At 33.4% G+C, this 19,789-nt stretch carries 10 protein-coding genes; 9 read left to right on the top strand and 1 reads right to left on the bottom strand.

Going from position 1 to position 19,789, the window contains the following annotated elements; all coding sequences use genetic code 11:
* The first annotated feature begins 371 nt into the window (after positions 1-371).
* The 8 genes from IUY40_RS01675 (at position 372) to IUY40_RS01640 (ending at position 17,732) form a co-directional block, all read left to right on the top strand.
* Entirely contained in the window at positions 372-3,479 is a 3,108-nt protein-coding gene (locus tag IUY40_RS01675) for a TonB-dependent receptor (protein WP_195735150.1), read from the top strand.
* Between the two features lie 36 nt (positions 3,480-3,515).
* Entirely contained in the window at positions 3,516-5,027 is a 1,512-nt protein-coding gene (locus IUY40_RS01670) for a RagB/SusD family nutrient uptake outer membrane protein (protein WP_195735149.1), read from the top strand.
* An 85-nt stretch (positions 5,028-5,112) separates the two neighbouring features.
* Positions 5,113-6,525, top strand: coding sequence for an aryl-sulfate sulfotransferase (locus IUY40_RS01665; protein WP_195735148.1), 1,413 nt, complete (start codon positions 5,113-5,115; stop codon positions 6,523-6,525).
* A gap of 108 nt (positions 6,526-6,633) precedes the next feature.
* Positions 6,634-7,623 carry a c-type cytochrome gene (locus tag IUY40_RS01660; RefSeq protein ID WP_195735147.1) on the top strand — a complete coding sequence of 330 codons (990 nt, stop codon included), beginning with the start codon at positions 6,634-6,636 and terminating at the stop codon, positions 7,621-7,623.
* 41 nt (positions 7,624-7,664) lie between these two features.
* Positions 7,665-10,676: a glycoside hydrolase domain-containing protein gene (locus tag IUY40_RS01655; protein WP_229335264.1), complete on the top strand. Its 3,012-nt coding sequence runs from the start codon at positions 7,665-7,667 to the stop codon at positions 10,674-10,676.
* Between the two features lie 167 nt (positions 10,677-10,843).
* A complete protein-coding gene (locus tag IUY40_RS01650) occupies positions 10,844-13,939 on the top strand; it encodes a DUF5107 domain-containing protein (protein WP_195735146.1) in 3,096 nt (1,031 codons plus the stop codon).
* Positions 13,940-13,994: 55 nt separating this feature from the next.
* Positions 13,995-16,175: a M1 family metallopeptidase gene (locus IUY40_RS01645; RefSeq protein WP_195735145.1), complete on the top strand. Its 2,181-nt coding sequence runs from the start codon at positions 13,995-13,997 to the stop codon at positions 16,173-16,175.
* A gap of 516 nt (positions 16,176-16,691) precedes the next feature.
* Positions 16,692-17,732 carry a LacI family DNA-binding transcriptional regulator gene (locus IUY40_RS01640; RefSeq protein ID WP_195735144.1) on the top strand — a complete coding sequence of 347 codons (1,041 nt, stop codon included), beginning with the start codon at positions 16,692-16,694 and terminating at the stop codon, positions 17,730-17,732.
* Position 17,733: 1 nt separating this feature from the next.
* On the opposite strand, the gene IUY40_RS01635 is transcribed toward IUY40_RS01640, so the two are convergent.
* Positions 17,734-18,384: a sugar-binding protein gene (locus IUY40_RS01635; RefSeq protein WP_195735143.1), complete on the bottom strand. Its 651-nt coding sequence runs from the start codon at positions 18,382-18,384 to the stop codon at positions 17,734-17,736.
* A 174-nt stretch (positions 18,385-18,558) separates the two neighbouring features.
* Between IUY40_RS01635 and IUY40_RS01630 the strand changes: the two genes are divergently transcribed.
* Positions 18,559-19,782 carry an FN3 domain-containing metallophosphoesterase family protein gene (locus IUY40_RS01630; protein WP_195735142.1) on the top strand — a complete coding sequence of 408 codons (1,224 nt, stop codon included), beginning with the start codon at positions 18,559-18,561 and terminating at the stop codon, positions 19,780-19,782.
* The last annotated feature ends 7 nt before the right edge of the window (positions 19,783-19,789 follow it).

Here is a 19,789-nt window from a genome sequence, read left to right as displayed (position 1 = left end):
TTTTTTTGATAAAAAATACAAATTTTATGATTAAAAAAACACTTTTGACAACAAAAAATGTGCTCGAGAACACAAATAACATGTGTTCGAGCACATTTTTTACGTTTTTACTTGTTTAATAAAAATAAAATGAATATTTTCGTTATGCTTTAAAGAATCAAACTCTTTTTTGTTAAAAATTTAAGGTTATTTAAATAAGATAAATCAATACGTTTTTAGACTAAAAAACTAAGTCCTTAGATATTTTTTATTAGTTAATGCATAAAATTATTATCCCCTTTTAAGGAATCCTCATCCTTAAATGACCACAATAAAATGAATACCTGTTTTGCATAAAAATTAAATTAATAACAAAAAAACATTTAAAGAGTATGAAACTATTAAACCAAAAAAAACCAAGGGATTTTCAGACAATCAAGCTGTCGTCTCATAAAGAAATTAAACTAATACTTCTTTCGTCATTAGCTTTTACATTTCAAGCTTCGGCAGCTTTATCCATAAATCATACATCAAACAAAGACAATATTGCATTGTTTTTTGAAAAAACTGTAAAAGGTAAAGTAACCGATCAAAACGGTCTTCCTTTAGCTGGTGTAAATATCATTGTAAAAGGCACCTCAACTGGTGTACAAACGGATACTGAGGGAAACTTTGCAATTACTGTGCCCGATAATGCTACTAAACTTATTGCAACTTACATTGGTATGGAGGATCAGGAAGTGACTATAAGTAATGCTCCTCTAAAAATCATCTTGAAAGAAGTAGGTCAAAAACTTGACGAAGTAGTTGTAGGATATGGAAAACAGAAAAAGAAAGATCTTACTGGCTCTGTAAGTTCTATAAGCAAGGACAACCTGAATTTAGGTGGTACTATTAGTAATGTTGGTCAAGCCCTTCAAGGACGCGCCTCTGGGGTTCAAGTGCAACAAAATAGTTATGCGCCCGGAAGTACCCCTTCAGTAGTAATTAGAGGTGGAAACTCACTAAATACTTCTAACGCACCTTTATATGTAGTGGATGGTTTTATTACAAACAGCGGTGCATCAATTAGTCCGAATGATATCGAAAATATTCAGATTCTAAAAGACGCTTCTTCAACAGCTATATACGGTGCACGAGGAGGAAATGGAGTAATTATTATTACTACCAAAAAAGGAAAATTGGGAAAAATGCAAGTTGAAGCTGAAATCTCTGATGGTTTTCAGAATATAATTAAGCAACCTTCCTTAATTACTGGTCAACAATATGCAGATGTTCAAAATGCTATTGCCATAGAAAACGGCAGACCTCCTGTTTTTCCTTCTAGTTTCCCTATCGCAAATACCAATTGGTTTAAGGCTGCAACCCGTCCAGGAGAGGTAATTAACAGAACAATTACCTTTAGCGGAAGCGATAAAACATCTAAATTTTTTCTTTCGGGTAATTATTTAAAACAAACGGGGGCTTTAAAAAATACCGATTTTGACAGATATACGGTAAGAATGGGGGGTGAGAAAAGATTTAATGAAAAACTAAATATAGGCACGAATGTTTATGGTGCTGTAAGTGAAGGAAGTAATAGTGATTTTAGTGATAATATTTTATCTCCTTTGTACTCTTTGCAAACGGCTCCTCCTACTATCCCTATTTATAATCCAGATGGATCTTATTATAAGTATCAAGGAAAAGATAATGCTTTGGCACTTTTATTAGAACCTACAAATCATACCATTAACAGATTGGTAAACGGAAGTATGTTCTTAGACTATGAAATCGTTAAAAACTTAACGTACCATTTTGGAGCTGGAGCCGAGTGGCAAGAAAATATACAAGGAAAATATACTCCTAGTACACTTGTTGCCGGAGCTGCTCTTAAAGGCACAGGATCCGAAGAAAACAAAACCTATTTTAGATGGAGTACAGAGCAATATTTGACGTATAAGTTTGCCATAAAAGAACATGCTATAACGGCAATGATTGGAACTTCTAATCAAAAAGATACTTACGAACGTATGAAAGCGTCTGGTTCTGGATTTTCTAATGACTTGCTAACGTATTACAATCTTCAAGGTGCTTCTGTTTATTTGAAGCCAGAAACTGAAAAAACAGAGACTAAACTTACTTCTTATTTTAGCAGATTAAACTATTCGTTTAACGATAAATATTTAGTTTCTTTTACCATAAGAAAAGATGGTTCTTCTCGTTTTGGTCCAAATAATAAATTTGGAATATTCCCATCTGGAGCTATTGCATGGAAACTTTCTAACGAATCTTTTATACAAAAATTAAATACTTTTTCGGAGCTTAAATTTAGAGCCAGTTACGGTATTACTGGAAATGATGGTATTGGAGATTATGCTTATATGAACCGATTGACTTCTTGGGGAGTAACTATTGCTCCCGGTGACTTTGTAGGGGGTACAGAGCCTAATAACTTAGCAAATCCTGACTTAAAGTGGGAACAAACTGCTCAAACCAATTTAGGTTTGGATATGGGATTTTTTAATGATAAACTTAGTGTTACTATCGATGTGTACAAGAAAAGAACAAGCGATGCGCTCTTGAATGTTCCAGTTGGTGGATGGTGGGGATTTAATGTCCAAAGAATTAATTCGGGTGTTATTGATAATAAAGGAGTTGAATTAGGCATAAGTAGTACAAATTATAGAACAAATAACTTTTCTTGGACAACTTCTTTAAATCTTGCTTACAATAAACAAGAGGTAGTATCCCTTGCTGATAATGTTACTATCATAAGCAACAATACATCTAATCCAAGCGGCACCGTTTCTGGTCAGGAATTTACACGATTGGAACCAGGAAAAGAGATGAGTGTGTTATATGGCTATAAATATGCGGGCGTTATAAAAACGGGAGAAGTATATGCTCCTCAACCTTTATCTAAGCCTGGAGATCCAAAATATGATGATATCGACGGAGATGGAGTTATTACTGCCAAGGACAGAACGTATTTAGGAAATTCTACACCACATTATGTTGCAGGATTTAACAACGATTTTAAATTTGGAAATTTTGATTTGAATATCTTCTTTCAAGGAGCTTTTGATTACTCTGTGTATAATATGACTGCCATGGTAGGAGAATCATCTACAGGTACAGATATTTTAAATCGCTGGGTAGCTGGCTCAAATGAAAATACAGATATCCCGAGAGATGGCTATTACAAAAGCAAATATGGTAGTTATGTAAACTCAAAATTTGTTGAAGAAGCTTCATACATCCGTTTAAAAAATATTTCTATTGGATATTCTATTCCTGAGAGTGTATTAAAACAAGTAAAATTTATAGATACTATTCGCTTGTATCTTATAGGTCAGAATTTAGCAACCATCACTAAATATTCTGGAAATGATCCTGAGGTAAATGGTCATTTTAATCCTGATAATGCCACACAACAAAACATGGGCGGAGGAATAGATTTTAATTCATTCCCAGCTTCCAGAACGATTATCATGGGTGTTAAAATCACAATTCACTAATCTACAAGCTTTTTTAGTAACATTAAATTTATTAAAATGAAAAAACATACACTATTATTACTTTTACTTACTGCGGGAGCACAATTTTCGTGCAATCAAGATCTTGACCCTACGGTATATAGTAATCTAACTAATACCAACGGATATCAAACTAAATCTGATGCTATAGCTGCCATTAATTCTATTTATGGCAGGCTAAAAGGCCCTAGCGTTGGTGATAACTATTCCTATTGGGCTACACGACATTTTGCACTAACAGATATCGCTACAGATATAGGTCATTGCCAGTTTGGTGGTGATCCAGGGCAGTTATCATTAGGAACTTGGAATTCAAGTAATGGATTACTTCTGGAAGATTGGAATGCAATGTATAAGTTAATTGCCAATGCCAACTTTGCTATCTTCAACATTACTCCAATGACAGGAATTACAGATTCTGAAAAAAGGCAATTCATAGCCGAAGCTAAGTTTCTAAGAGCTTCTGCCTATATGGATTTAACGGATGCTTGGGGACCTGTAGTGTTAATTACAGACGCTAACTTAAAAAATGCCAATTATCTCGACCAAACACCTCCATCATCTGTTGAAGAAATTGATGCTTTTATCATAAAAGAACTTACAGAAGTTGCCGCTGCGCTACCCATTAATTATAAATCGAATGGAATTTATGGTACCGATGATGTGGGGCGTGCTACCAAAGGTGCTGCATTTACTTTACTTGCAAAATTATATTTACGCAGTCATAATTGGCAAAAAGTTGTAGAGCTTACCGGACAGGTAATGGGTCTTAATGAATACAGCCTTTATCCATCTTACTTAGGATTATTTAAAGAAAGTAATAAATGGTGTAGTGAGAATATTTTCTCTTCTCTAAGTGATGCAAATACAAATGGGACTGAATTATTAAACCATTTTGGACCAATAGATCATCCTGTTATTCAAAACAGATGGCAGTATTATACCGTAAACTGGGATTTTTATAACACTTTTGGCGACGAAGATGATAGAAAAAAATGCTTCTTTCCAGAATATATGGGTGTCGATAAATTACTGCACAAGCAAGCTCCTTCATTGGGCGCTCAACCTCCAAAAGGAGAATTCTATATGCCTGATGTATCGACCAGAAAATACGCCGATGATGAAACGACAACCTATTACGATGGTCATAGTGTAAATATATTGCGTTATGCTGATGTGTTGCTAAGCAGAGCCGAAGCATTAAATGAAATTAATGGTCCTAATAGCGAAACGATAGATCTTATTAATCAAGTTAAAGGAAGATCCCATGCCAAATTATTGATTATGACCGATTACAATCAAGCAACCTTAAGAGACGCTATTTTGCAAGAAAGAGGATGGGAACTTTTTTATGAAGGAAAACGCCGTCAGGATTTAATACGAATGAACAAATATGATATTCTAGTAAATGCATACCATCTTAGAGTAGGTGAACCAGCACAAATCAAGATGCCTCAAAACAAATATTACACCTATCCGCAAAGTCAGGTTAATCTTAACCCTCACTTAAATAATGGTGATAGACAATAAGAAACACCAAATCAAGAATAGGTAACTTTAATGCTGCCTATTCTTGATTATTTATATAGCTGTTCAATAAAAGAAAATTTTTCAGATGGTTAAAAAAATAATATTAAAATGGAGCTTTATTTTAGTCCTTCTTGCAATGGCAAGCTGTGCTAAAAATCAGGGTGATGTGATTAAAAATATTACAATTGGGACTCATGGCAACAACGAATTGAAGATTCAAATCGATGTTACTACTAGTGACGATGTAAGGGTATTTGCTGAATATTGGTCTGATAAAAATGGAATAAAAAATAAAACAACCTCTCCAATTTCAAAAACTGGCCTCGCTCATACGTTGGTACTTTGCAATATTGCTTCTGAAACCAATTACAGTTATCAGTTAGTTACCATACAAGGTGAAACTAAAAACACGAGTAAAGTGTACAATTTTAAATCTCGGAAATTACCCGAATGGTTGCAAAACCAATTCAAAGCCAATTCTCCGAAACCAGAACTTTTACCCGAAAAGTTCAAAAAAGGGTTTATGCTTTTAGCAAAAAGAGAAACGCCAGGAGTCGCATACATTGTAGATTACAAAGGAAATTTAAGATGGTATCATACCGTTGATGGAACAGGGTTTAAGGTTACTCATTTTACCAAAGAGCAATCTATCATTGCTATTTTGGGTACCAATGATGAACCTACAAGTTACGGAAGTGAGATTCTGGAAATTAATTTACAAGGCGATACCTTAACACACATTAAAAAAGGACAAGGCGATTTTAAACAAGTCATCCACCATGAAATTATAAAAAAATCGACCAATGAAATAGTTACACTATTTGTTGATGAAAGAATAACCGATTTAACTGCTATAGGAGGAAAAAAGAAAGATACCATTAATGGAGATGGAATTCTTATTTTGGATAAAAAAGGAAAACAACTCTGGAAATGGAGTGTTTTTGACAACTTGGATCCAATGAAAGATAAAGCATTATTGAAAACCAAAAAAGATTGGATGCATGCCAATAGCCTTAATTATGACAAAGACGGCAACTTCCTTATCTCTTTTTATAACAACGGACAAATTTGGAAAGTTGATGCTAAAACGGGAAAAGTAATCTGGAAATTAGGAAAAGGCGGTACTTTCTCTATCTCCCAAGATAGTAAATTCTCGCAAGCACACGCAGCTCACATAAACCAAGACGGAAGTTTGATGTTTTTTGATAACGGTGTAGATAAAAAACAATCTTCAGTTTTTGCCTTAAAACTAAATGAAAAAAATAATACGGTAAAGCTGGATTTTCAGATAAAATTACCAATGGATATTTATAATGATCGAATGGGAAGCGCATATATGATTGATAAAGACGCTATATTATGTTGTTGTTCAAAAAGGCATATAACGGTTTTAACCAATAAAAAAGGAGTATTACTTTGGGCTTTAGAGTCTGAAATCCCTCCTTATCGTGTGGAGTTTATTCCAGAGGAAAATGCGAAACCATTTCTTTTAAATTAAAGAAATATTGATTTTCCTGCAAAGTTTTAAAAACCTTGCAGGTATATGATAGTCAAAAGGAAATACCTAACAGTTTTTTAAAAACCTGTCAGGATAAAATTTTTAAACATGAAAAAAATAATTCTTATTGGTATATTTTTAGCATTGCCGATTATTGTTCTCAATTCTTGCAATACATCTTCTGCTAAATCAATAGCTATGGAATCTCCTAATAAGGATTCCTATATTACTATTGACACCTCCAAAATTCCAAATGACAAATTTGGTGAATCGGTGCGTTATGGAAAGGAATTGATGTTAAGAACATCCTATTACATTGGTCCAAATGGGATTAATGGAAAATATTTGGGAAATAAAATGAATTGTACCAATTGCCATCAAGATGCTGGTACCAAACCATATTCCCTAAACCTGATGTCTTCTCATGATAACTATCCACAATACCGCGGACGAGAAAATAAAGTACTCACGTTGGCAGAACGTATTAATAATTGCATCATGCGACCTCATTCGGGGAAACCACTTCCGCTTGACGGGAAAGAAATGGTTGCTTTTTTATCTTATTTTAAATGGATTAGCACATTTGTACCTAAAGACAGTTTATTTAAAGGAGCCAAGAACATGGAAATATTTTTTCCAGATGTAGCTGCAAGCTCTGCAAGAGGCAAAGTTCTTTTTACCGAAAACTGTGTAAGATGCCACGGTGAAGATGGTCAAGGCCAATACAATGCAGATAAATCAGGCTACACCTATCCTCCTCTTTGGGGAAAATACGGATATCAACCTGGATCAAGCATGCACCGAATTATTAAACAAGCCCAATGGTTAAAAGGTAATATGCCTTATGATAAGGTCGCTATTGGAAAACCTCATCTTACCGATGCACAAGCACTAGATATTGCTGCTTATGTAAATGACGATGCCATTCATACGAGACCAAACCCTAAAACATTTGATTATCCCAACGAAATGAGTAAACCTATTGATTATGCACATGGCCCTTTTGGAGATACTTTTACGGAACAACAGCATAAATATGGTCCATATAAACCTATTATTGCTTACTGGAAAAAAAACAATTTAAAAGCCGTTTACTAAAATTATAAATACGCATACTTTTTTTAACTTGAACACACAAAATGAAACAACATCTAAAAAACAGACAAATTTTGAGTCGAATATTGATTATGTGTCTTTACATTTTCAGCATGCCAATGACTGCACAACAAATAAAATACACCGATGGAAAAGACAGCTGGAATCCTGATTTATTAGGAAATCATCGCGCTGTGGTTGAATTTACGGGAAGAGATAATATTGCTAAAACCACCATCGAATGGCGTAGAAGAGATGAAAAACCAGAACTAAAAAGAATCATCGTACAAGATGGTAAAACTGGTGCAACAATTCTCAATATAAAAACCGATGCTATCACTAGAGAAAGCGGTACTATTTTCTTTGAACCTATATCAGGTAAGGGAACATATTACATTTATTATATGCCTTATATTGATGAAGGCGACGCCAATTATCTTAAAGGTCTTTATGCAAAACCCGAAAATAAAGCAGATGCGCAATGGGTATCAAAAATCAAAACAAATTTGGCCGACAATTGCACATTAACAGAAATTCAAAGTATAAATGCTTTCAATAGTTTTTACCCAATGGATGTAATTGCAACTGCGGCAGAAACTACAGCTATCATTGCAAAAAATAGCGGTAGTTCATTTCTGGTTTTTCCAGAAGATAGAATTTATTCTATTCGAATGAAAAATGATTTACCACAAAGATGGATTCAAAAAGGAACTCAAAACACTTTTTCGGACACAGCTTTAAAAGGAGAATATTTAGCCTTTCAATTAGGTATTTATGCTATACAGGATTTAAAAAATGTGAAGGTTACATTCACGGATTTAAAAAACAGTAATGGAGACATCATTTCGGCAAAAAATATTGGTTGCATTAATACCGATGGAGTAAAATACGATGGGGCTGTTTTTACTAATACAGTTTCTGTTCCAAAAGGAAAAGTACAGGCAATGTGGTGCGGAATCGATATTCCTCAAACTGCTGCTGCAGGAACTTACACAGGAAAAGCTACTGTTACTGCCGATGGAAAACCAAAGGAAATTACACTTCAAATAAAAGTAACGAATGAAGTCACTAAAAATGGAGGAATTGATAATCTAGAGAAAATGACACGTTTAAAATGGTTAAATTCAACTCTGGCACAAGAAAACACTGTTATTGCACCTTATACTCCTCTAGCGGTAAAAGATTCGGAAATCTCTTTATTGGGCAGAAAATTAGTTTTAGCTACAAATGGTTTTCCTGCTCAGATTCAAACTTTTTTTACACCAGAAATGACCTCTATTGGTACAAAAGTTAATAACATTCTTTCTTCTCCAGTAGAATTTCATTTTGTAGATGCTGCTGGAAAAGAATCTTTAAAATGGAAAAACACAGGAATTAAATTCTTGAAAAAAGAAGTCGGAACTGTTTCTTGGGAAAGTACTTCGACATCGCAATCGCTACAAATGGATGTAAACGGAGCTTTAGAATTTGACGGATTTTTATCTTATACCGTAAAAATTACAGCTCTTGAAGAGGCTACTTTTAATGATATTAATATTCATTTACCATTCGAACCTTCATCGGCAAAATACATGATGGGATTAGGTCAAAAAGGGGGTGATCGTCCAGCAACTTTTGACTGGAAATGGGATGTAGCACATAAAAATCAAGATGGTGCATGGATTGGAAGTGTAAATTCTGGATTACAATTTTCTTTGAGAGATGAAAAATACAGCCGACCTTTAAATACCAATTTCTATTTACAAAAACCTTTATTATTACCCACTTCATGGGGTAACGATAACAAAGGAGGAATTACGATAACTCCAAATCAAAAATCAATTTTGGTAAATGCATATAGCGGAGCTCGAAGCATGAAAAAAGGAGATGTCTTGTATTACAACTTTAATTTATTGATTACGCCTTTCCACACAATTGATACCGATTTTCAATGGAACACTAAATTTTACCATAAATACAGTAGCATTGACACTATTGTTAAAACAAGTGCAACAGTAATTAATATACATCATGCAAATGAGATAAATCCTTATATCAATTACCCTTTTATCGAATTTAAAAAGATGAAAAGTTATATCGATGAAGCGCATGAAAAAGGATTGAAAGTAAAAATTTATAATACAGTAAGAGAAGTTTCGAATAAAGCCTATGAAACGTTTGCATTGAAAAGTCTGGGGCATGAAATTTATTCTCCAGGAAAAGGAGGCGGATTCTCTTGGTTACAAGAACATGTAGGCGACGATTATATTCCTGCATGGTTTGTTCCCGGAATTAAAGATGCTGCAATCGTAAACAGTGGCATGAACCGTTGGCATAATTATTACGTAGAAGGAATGAATTGGTTGACCCAAAATGTAGGTATTGATGGTGTTTATCTTGATGATGTAGCGTTTGACAGAATTACAATGAAACGTATTAAAAGAGTACTTACCAAAGATGGTCACCCTGGAATTATCGATTTACACAGTGCCAACCAGTACAATAAAAGTGATGGTTTTAACAATAGTGCCAATTTATACATGGAACACTTTCCTTATGTAAACAAACTATGGTTTGGAGAATATTTTGACTACGAAAAAAATCAACCTGACTTTTTCCTGACAGAAGTAAGCGGAATCCCTTTTGGCTTAATGGGTGAAATGTTGCAAGACGGAGGCAATGCATGGAGAGGAATGGTCTATGGAATGACAAACAGAATGCCTTGGAGCGGAAATGCCGACCCTAGAGCTATCTGGAAATTATGGGATACGTTTGGTATAAAAGGTTCTAAAATGATTGGATATTGGAGCGAAAACTGTCCGGTAAAAACATCCAACGATAAAGTTCTGGCTACAGTTTATAAAAAGAACGGTTCTGCATTAATTTCTATCGCAAGTTGGGCAGATACTGATGTGAAAGTGAAACTTATCATCGATTGGAAAAAACTAGGAATCAATCCTGCTAAAGCTACAATAGTGGCTCCTGAGATTCTTAATTTCCAACCTTCGAAAACTTTCTCTGCAACAGATGAAATAACTGTAGAAAAAGGAAAAGGATGGTTGCTTATTGTTAAGTAATTAAGTTCGCATTTATAAGCTCCAGCGGAACGATATATCTATTTCCATTTTGATAACCAAAAATATGTCACTCCAATAGGATTCATCTAAAAATGAATTTTAATTTCTGTAAATATAACGTCCTGCTGGGACTTCATACTATTTAAAAAATCAAAAATAGCTCCATTATGAAACTTAGACTATCAATATCAATTTTGCTCTTTGGAAGCCTGTTTGTCAATGCACAGAATAAACCAACCATTAAGGAATACAAAAAAGTTTTTACAACATATCCTTTTTCAGATCCGGATCCTATTCCTAAACCAGACACAAAAATTTATCCTTACTACCGTTTTGATGGTTTTACCAATAAACCGATACAAAAAGAATGGAAAGTAATTGAGCTTGAAAACGATTATATCAAATTAATGATTCTGCCAGAAGTGGGTGGAAAGGTTTGGTCTGCAATAGAAAAATCAACAGGAAAAGACTTTGTCTATAACAATCACGTCATCAAATTTAGAGATATTGCCATGCGTGGTCCATGGACAAGCGGTGGCGTCGAGGGCAATTATGGTATTATGGGTCATACTCCAAATTGTGCTACTCCTGTTGACTATACCACTATAACCCGAGCAGACGGAAGTGTTAGTTGTATCATTGGAGTTTTGGATTTACTCACGCGGACTTCTTGGAAATTAGACATCAATTTGCCTAAAGATAAAGCCTATTTTACGACTAGTTCTTTTTGGTTTAATTCAACCGAGTTTGAACAACCTTATTATACCTGGATGAATACGGGAATTAAGGCAGCTGGGGATTTACAGTTTATTTATCCTGGTAAAGATTATATTGGTCATAATGGCGAAAACTTTCCATGGCCTATTGACAAAGAAAAGGGTAAAGATTTATCGTTTTACAAAAACAACAATTTTGGTGGTTACAAATCCTATCATGTCTTTGGTAAATACAATGACTTCTTTGGTGGATATTGGCATGACGAAGATTTTGGAATGGGAAGATATGGCAATTATGATGATAAACCCGGTAAAAAAATATGGATTTGGGGATTATCACAACAAGGCATGATTTGGGAAAAATTATTAACCGATACCGATGGTCAATACGTAGAGGTGCAAAGTGGGAGATTGTTTAATCAAGCAAGTGAAAACAGTATATATACGCCTTTTAAACAACGTTCATTCGCACCTTACCAAACTGATTCCTGGACAGAATATTGGTTTCCTGTAAAACAAACAAAGGGTTTTGTAAAAGCCAATAATTACGGCGCTGTAAATGTAAAAAACGAGAATGGCTGGTTGAAAATCTATTTTTCTCCACTACAAAAATTAAATGAAAAACTGGAAATTTTTGATAATGATAAAAAAATATATTCAAAAAATATCTCCGTTAATACATTGGAAGTATTCAAAGATTCGATTCAAGTTGCTGTTAATGAAAATAAATTAAGACTAACTATTGGAGACAATAAACTAGTTTGGAATTCGGCACCCGAAGATGGAAACCTAAAACGTCCGATGGAAATGCCTAAAGATTTTGATAACAATTCAGTTTACGGATTATACCTGCAAGGAAAAAACTATATCGCTTTTAAAGATTATATAAAAGCAACCGAATACCTAACTGCTTGTTTGAAAAAAGACCCTAACTATGCTCCTGCTCTATCCGACTTAGCATCATTGCAAATTAGAGGATTACAATATAAAGAAGCAGTTGAATCAGCTAGCAAAGCTTTGGCAATAAACACTTATGATCCTGCGGCAAACTATTATTATGGACTTGCCAACTTACATTTAGGAAATACTATCGATGCCAAAGATGGATTTGATATTGCAGCTTCAAGCGTTGAATATCGCAGCTCTGCTTATACAGCATTGAGTACCATTTATTTTTCTGAAAATGAACAAACAAAAGCGATCGAATATGCCGAAAAAAGTTTGCTAAATAATCAATACAATTTAGAAGGGCTACAAGTGCTGGCAGTACTATATCGCTTGCAAAACAATACAGATAAAGCAACCGAAATATTAAATAAGATAAATACCATTGATCCTTTAAATCATTTTCTTGGTTTTGAGAAATTCCTTTGGGAGAATTCAGATTCATCAAAAGGGCTTTTCACATCACTTATACGAAACGAAATGCCGGAACAAACCTATTTAGAATTAGGAATATGGTACCAACAATTGGGACGTAAAGACGAAGCTTTAAAAGTTTTTTCTCTTGCGGTTCCAAATCCTGAAATTCTGTATTGGATAGCATTTTTAAAAAACAAACCCGTTGATTTAAGTAAGATTCAACCAGGAATTAGTTTTCCTTTCCGTGGAGAAACTGCCATTATTCTAGAGAAATTAATAACAACAAATGAGCAATGGCAATTAAAATATCATCTGGCTTTAATCGAATGGAATCGTAATAATATTTCGAAAGCAAAAACATTATTCACAGAATGTGGTTCTAAACCTGCGGACCCTGCCTTTTATGCTGCCAAAGCTTCATTGTTCAAAGATGATTCTAAACTAGTGATTTCAAGTCTTCAACAAGCTATTAAATTAGATAACCAAGGATGGAGATACCATAAACTATTGGCCGAACATTATATCATGCAAAAACAATATGAAAAAGCATTATCCATTACGGAGCCATTTTATAAAAAACATAAAGAAAATTATTTAATGGGCATGTTGTACGCAAAAACACTATTACTTAATAAGAAATATGTAGTAGCAGATGCTTTTTTAACCAAACTAGAAATTCTTCCTTTTGAAGGAGCTACTGCAGGAAGACAATTGTATCATGAAGCTAAACTGATGCAAGCTGTAACAGAAATGAAAAATAAGCAATATAAAAAAGCATTACAATTTATTACCGAGGCAAAGCTGTGGCCAGAAAATCTAGGTGTAGGAAAACCGTATGATGAGGATATAGATGAGAGACTTGAAAATTGGTTGAATTATCAATGCTATACAAGTCTCGGAGATAATGAAACAGCGATGAAATCTTTACTAAAAATCACTGCTTTTAATCCTAAAATTGATAATACGGTTATGAATTTCTTACCGGCAAACCAACTCGTTTCGGCTTGGGCTATTGAGAAAACTTCTTCTGCAAAAAAAGCCGAAGAATGGTTGCAAAATCAAGCTAGTTTATATCCAGCGAATAAAATTGTTCAGTGGTGTTTGCTAGTTTATACTAAAAAACAAACTACTAATTTAACCGAAGATGAAAAAGACGGCGAAGTTCGAATTATAGAAAAACTTTAAAGACAAAAACAACTGAACGACAGCACAATTAACTGTAATTCTAAACCAAATAATTATGAAGATATTTTTTTTAAAATGCACCCTTATTAGCATTGTCTTATTGACATTCCAAAAAACTGTTGCACAAAACATTGACCAAAATAAAGATGAATTATCCATTTATAGAGTTACGCCACTAAAAGTCAATGATTTAGTACACACAAAACTAGAAGTCTCTTTTGATTATGGGAAGCGCTATTTATACGGAAAAGAATGGCTTACTTTAAAGCCTCACTTTTACGAAACCGATTCACTTACGCTAGATGCTAAAGGAATGGATTTTAAAGAAATTGCTATAATTAATGGTAAAATAAAAACTCCTCTAAAATACAACTATGACAATGAGCAGCTTTTTATTACGTTAAATAGGAAGTATAAAAGCACCGAAAATTATACTGTTTTCATTGATTATACAGCAAAGCCTGATCAACTAAAAACAAAAGGAAGTAATGCTATTAAAGATGCTAAAGGATTGTATTTTATAAATCCTGATGGCAAAGATGATAAACCAATCCAAATATGGACACAAGGCGAAACAGAAGCATCATCGGCTTGGTTTCCTACTATCGATAAACCAAATCAGAAAACAACTTCTGAAATTGCAATGACTGTTGAAACAAAATATACTTCTCTATCCAATGGGAAATTAACTTCGCAAAAAGCCAATAAAAACGGCACTCGTACAGATACCTGGAAAATGGACTTACCGCATTCTCCTTATTTGTTTATGATCGCTGTAGGAGATTTTAAAATATACAAAGACTCTTATAACGGAAAAGAAGTTAGCTATTATCTGGAACCAAAGTACGCACCATATGCTAAACAAATTTTTGGAAAAACACCAGATATGATGAACTTTTATAGCAAGATGTTAGATGTAGAATATCCTTGGGTTAAATATGCACAAGTTGTAGCCAGAGATTATGTTTCAGGTGCAATGGAAAACACATCTGCTACTTTACATGGCGAATATGTACAGAAAACTGAAAGAGAATTACTGGATGACAATCAGGAAAGTACAATTGCTCATGAACTTTTTCACCAGTGGTTTGGAGATTATGTAACGGCCGAATCCTGGTCGAACTTAACAATGAATGAATCATTTGCTACTTTGGGAGAAGTTCTTTGGCACGGACATGATGCTGGACAAGAAGGAGAAGACAGATCTCGTTATGAAAAATTGCAAAACACTTTACGTTCTTCCAAAAATGGAATAAGTCCGCCTCTAGCCCGTTTTTATTACAAGAACAAAGAAGATGTGTTTGATAATGTTACCTACTCAAAAGGTTCTATAATATTATATGCGATAAAAAATAAAATGGGCGATGCAGCATTTTATAAATCGTTAAACCGTTATCTAACAACCAACGCTTTTAAATCTGGAGAAAGTCATCAGTTACGTTTGGCAATGGAAGAAGTAACCGGTAAAGACTGGAGTCCCTATTTTAACCAATGGTATTACCAAGGAGGAAATCCTATTTTAAATATTGAATATGGGTACTCCAACGGAAAAGCTACAATTGCAGTAAAGCAAACTCAGGATGCTTCAATACAAACCTTTAGCCTACCGCTAAAAGTAGATTTTTATGTAAACGGAACTAAAATAAGAAAGGATATTTTAATTGATAAAAGAGAACAAAATTTTAGTTTTGATATTCCATCTCAACCCACTTTTATAGATTTTGACCCCGATAAAATTTTAGTTGGTCAAGTTATCGACAACAAAAAAATAGCTGATTATCTATATCAATATAAAAATGTCCCAACGTATTATAACAGAATTGAAGCTATAAAATTTGCTGCAAAAGATAAAAGTCATGAGGGCCAACTTATACTATTGGCAGGTTTAGAGGATCAACAAGATGATTTAAGAACCATTAGTATTAAAGCAATTGATTTAAGCGACAAGCAAATAAAAGACGCAGCATTAAAAAACTTGCTTAACATCGCTAAAAATGATAGAAAAACAACTAGTAGAGCTGCTGCAATTATAAAACTAGCATCTACAGGAGATCCTGTTTATAAAGAGCTAATGAGCGAAAGCATTAAAAATCAATCTTATAATGTAATTGCTGCTGGTATAATCGGATTAACGAAGTTTTCTCCTGATGAAGCAGATAAAGCTCTAGCATCATTAGACGAAGACACAACCAACCATATTAAACCGTTAATAAAAAAATTGAATAACCAAAAATAGGAAATCATAACTATATCCCATAAACTAGAGTAACGAGTTGGATGTAATTCATGCAATATGTATTCAAAATTTAAATATAACATTTGTGCTCAAGCAGCAGCTCCTACTAAGTTTTTAAAAGAAAACGAACTCGAAAAATTATTAAGATAATTTGGCGAATTGGAATAAGAATAACTATTTTTATAAACCTTTGAAATATTAGAAACATTAACCATAACTATCGTTAATTTAAAACTAAAATACTTCATTGCTATTAAAAATTGCCCGCTGTTTTATAACTTGCTCACCATTAACATAAATACTTGATTAGCTATATTTAGTAACAAAAAATGCCGCTAGTAATACTACATGATTTGATATTAATCTTGTAGCTATAAAAAATAAAATTATACGTACAAGATTTACAAAACCCTGTACGAATGGAATCTCTGTTACAATCAATATTTTATTTGTTGCCTTCAGGCTGCAAAAGATTACTCTAAAAATAAATACAAAGTTTTTATATATTTGCCCTCTATGAATAAAAAACATACAATTAAAGATATTGCCAAATTAGCAGGAGTTTCGAAAGGTACTGTTGACAGAGTATTGCACAAAAGAGGAAAAGTTTCTCCCTTGGCGCTTGAGAAAGTAAATGAAGTTTTAAATGTAATTAATTACGAACCTAATCTTATTGCCAGAAACCTAAAAAACAATAAGATTTATCATATTTGCATACTCCTACCTGATCCTAAAATTGACCCATATTGGCTTCCTTGTATTAAAGGAATAAATGATGCCATAAAAGAATTTAAAGCATACAACATACTTGTTGAAACATTTTATTTTAATCCCGAAAAAACAAAATCGTTTACAACTATTAATGAAACTATTATAGAAAAAGCACCAGATGCTATTTTATTGGCTCCATTATTCCATAAAGAAACATTAGAAGCAATAAAAAAATATGATTCTTTAAACATTATAGTTAACACTTTTAACAATCAAGTAGAATCTACACTAATCAAGAATTTTGTTGGACAAGATTTATTTAGAAGTGGTCGCGTAGCTGCCAAATTATTAAATACTATTCTTGACAAAGGACACATTGCCATTATACATATTGACGAGACTTATAAGAATGCAATTCACATGCAGGAAAAAGAAAGAGGTTTCAGAAATTACTTTAATGAGAAAGAAAGCCCTGACTATAGGATTACAACATTAAAATTAAAAAGTCCGAATGTTGAAATTAATCTAAAAAACTTCATTATTGAGAATCCTGATTTATCTGGAGTTTTCATTACCACATCTAAAGCCTATCAAATAGCCAAAACGATTAGTGAAGTTAAGGATAAAAAAATTCGAATAATTGGTTACGATTTAATTGATGAAAATGTGAATAATCTAAATCTAGGTGTAATTGATTTCTTAATTCATCAAAACCAAAAAAGACAAGCTTATCTTGGGATAACATATCTTGTAGAGCATTTCCTTTTTCACAAAGAAACCCCAGCAGTTACACTCCTGCCTATCGATATTATTAACTCAGAAAATGCTGATTTTTATCTAGAATAATCTAGTCTTTCAAAGTTAAGATTCCAAACGCTGATGAGACATGAAAATTAGGTGTTTCGGTAACGGGATTCACCCAAGTGATCCAAGTGGGTTCATAATTAGAACCATCAGTTTTAGAATACTTAGCTCTGAAAATTCCAGTTTCGATTTGGTTGTTATTAATTAAATTAAACTGCTTCAAGGATCCAATACTTATTGCCCCTTCTACTACAAAAGAGTTACTGTTTACAGATGATTTAACAAATAAATCATCTTTTGGCCATGACCAATCAAAATTAAAATTCTTATCTGGATACGCTATAAAATCCATTACTCTGGCTTTAGTATCAATCTCCATACAATAATACGGATTAAGTGAACTGTCTGGTCTAAAAAACAACTCTACTCTATCTGAATTATTGATGCTATCAATACTATCATCTTTCTCTTCTATATGAATTTCAGCATCATATACGGTAAAACAAAAAAATAATTGCACTGAATCCCATAAGGCTTTGAACTCGGTTCGTGAAATCATTTTAGGATCCCAAGGCGAACAAAAATCATCTAAGACAACTGCCGTTTTCCATAAATCAGAATCTCCCTTTCCTGAAATAATCAACTGGTTTGTAGCTATTGAATTTACGTCGTAATTCTTTATTTCCTGATTCATATTATTCTTCAATTATAATTTTGATACAATTATTACAGAAATACAAATATAATGTGTTCGAACACATTTTACAATACTTTTCTTTGTTTAATAAAATATAATCGATAGTTTCGTTTTCTATTTATCTCTAAATAACAACCATTTAAACTATAAATAACCAAAATTTTATCTTTTATGAAAGAAGAAAAAAACTCCCGCCGTTCCTTCTTAACAAAAACTATAGTAGGTATTTCGGGATCTGTTATAGCAACTGGCTTACCTTTATCGGCTTTAGCATCAAATACAAATATCGAAGCATTAGACTCTAATCATGATTTTTTAACAAAGCCTTATCTTCAAGCTCCTACCAATGATGGTATCACCATAATGTGGCTCACTAACCAACTTTGTTTAAATTGGGTCGAATATGGAGAAACCGAAAATTTAGGAACCAAAGCCCAACAATGTGCTCACGGTATGATGAATACTAATTCTAAGATTAATACTGTAACACTCACAAATCTTAAACCTAATACCAAATATTATTATAAAGTTTTCTCCAAACAAATTCTAGATTTTCAACCTTATAAAATCACTTTTGGAGACATTATTAACAGCAAAACATATCACTTTAACACACTCGACCCAAAAACAAAAGAAGTAAGCTGGCTGGTTCTAAATGATATTCATGACCATCCAGAATCTTTTAGCGAACTCATACAACTCAACCAAAACAAGCCATATGATTTTGTTTTCCTTAACGGAGACATGTTTGACTATCAAACGGATGAAAACCAAATTATCAATCACTTACTCAATCCTTGCAACATATTTTCGACAGAAAAACCCTTTATGTTTGTGAGAGGAAATCATGAAACCAGAGGGAAATACTCTAGAAATCTATTAGATTATTATTGCAATTACAACAAGAAGGAATATTACACTTTCCAGATGGGTCCCGTTTTTACAATTGTCTTAGATACTGGCGAAGACAAGAAAGACTCTCACCCTGTATATGGTGGAACTGTTAACTATGATTCTTATCGCGAAGAACAAGCCGTTTGGTTAGAGAAACAAATGAAATCTAAAGCCTTTAAGAACGCTCCTTTTCGCGTAGTGATGATGCATATTCCACATTATCACTCTGATGAAGAACATGGAACAACTGAATGCCGAAGATTATTTGGTCCTTTATTCGAAAAATATAAAATCGACTTGTTTGTTGCAGGACATACTCACGAATACGGAATGTTTGAACCTAACAAAGATCACTCCTATCATTTTGTTATTGGTGGCGGTCCAAAAACAGGAACTAGAACTTTAATACGAATTGATGCCAATCCTAAAGTTTTAAACTTACTAATGCTTAATGATTCTGGAACAGAAATAGGTTTGTTTACACTTAATACTAAAAGGTAAAATTCTC

Source organism: Flavobacterium sp. ALJ2 (genome assembly GCF_015594725.1).
Taxonomy (GTDB): Bacteria; Bacteroidota; Bacteroidia; order Flavobacteriales; family Flavobacteriaceae; genus Flavobacterium.
This window is presented reverse-complemented; position numbering and strand designations above follow the sequence as displayed.

Bases quoted from the DNA above. Each gene is read 5' to 3' on its own strand.
- IUY40_RS01665 (WP_195735148.1), top strand. From the start codon at position 5,113: ATGGTTAAAAAAATAATATTAAAATGGAGCTTTATTTTAGTCCTTCTT.
- IUY40_RS01640 (WP_195735144.1), top strand. From the start codon at position 16,692: ATGAATAAAAAACATACAATTAAAGATATTGCCAAATTAGCAGGAGTT.
- IUY40_RS01655 (WP_229335264.1), top strand. From the start codon at position 7,665: ATGAAACAACATCTAAAAAACAGACAAATTTTGAGTCGAATATTGATT.
- IUY40_RS01650 (WP_195735146.1), top strand. From the start codon at position 10,844: ATGAAACTTAGACTATCAATATCAATTTTGCTCTTTGGAAGCCTGTTT.
- IUY40_RS01660 (WP_195735147.1), top strand. From the start codon at position 6,634: ATGAAAAAAATAATTCTTATTGGTATATTTTTAGCATTGCCGATTATT.
- IUY40_RS01670 (WP_195735149.1), top strand. From the start codon at position 3,516: ATGAAAAAACATACACTATTATTACTTTTACTTACTGCGGGAGCACAA.
- IUY40_RS01675 (WP_195735150.1), top strand. From the start codon at position 372: ATGAAACTATTAAACCAAAAAAAACCAAGGGATTTTCAGACAATCAAG.
- IUY40_RS01635 (WP_195735143.1), bottom strand. From the start codon at position 18,384: ATGAATCAGGAAATAAAGAATTACGACGTAAATTCAATAGCTACAAAC.
- IUY40_RS01645 (WP_195735145.1), top strand. From the start codon at position 13,995: ATGAAGATATTTTTTTTAAAATGCACCCTTATTAGCATTGTCTTATTG.
- IUY40_RS01630 (WP_195735142.1), top strand. From the start codon at position 18,559: ATGAAAGAAGAAAAAAACTCCCGCCGTTCCTTCTTAACAAAAACTATA.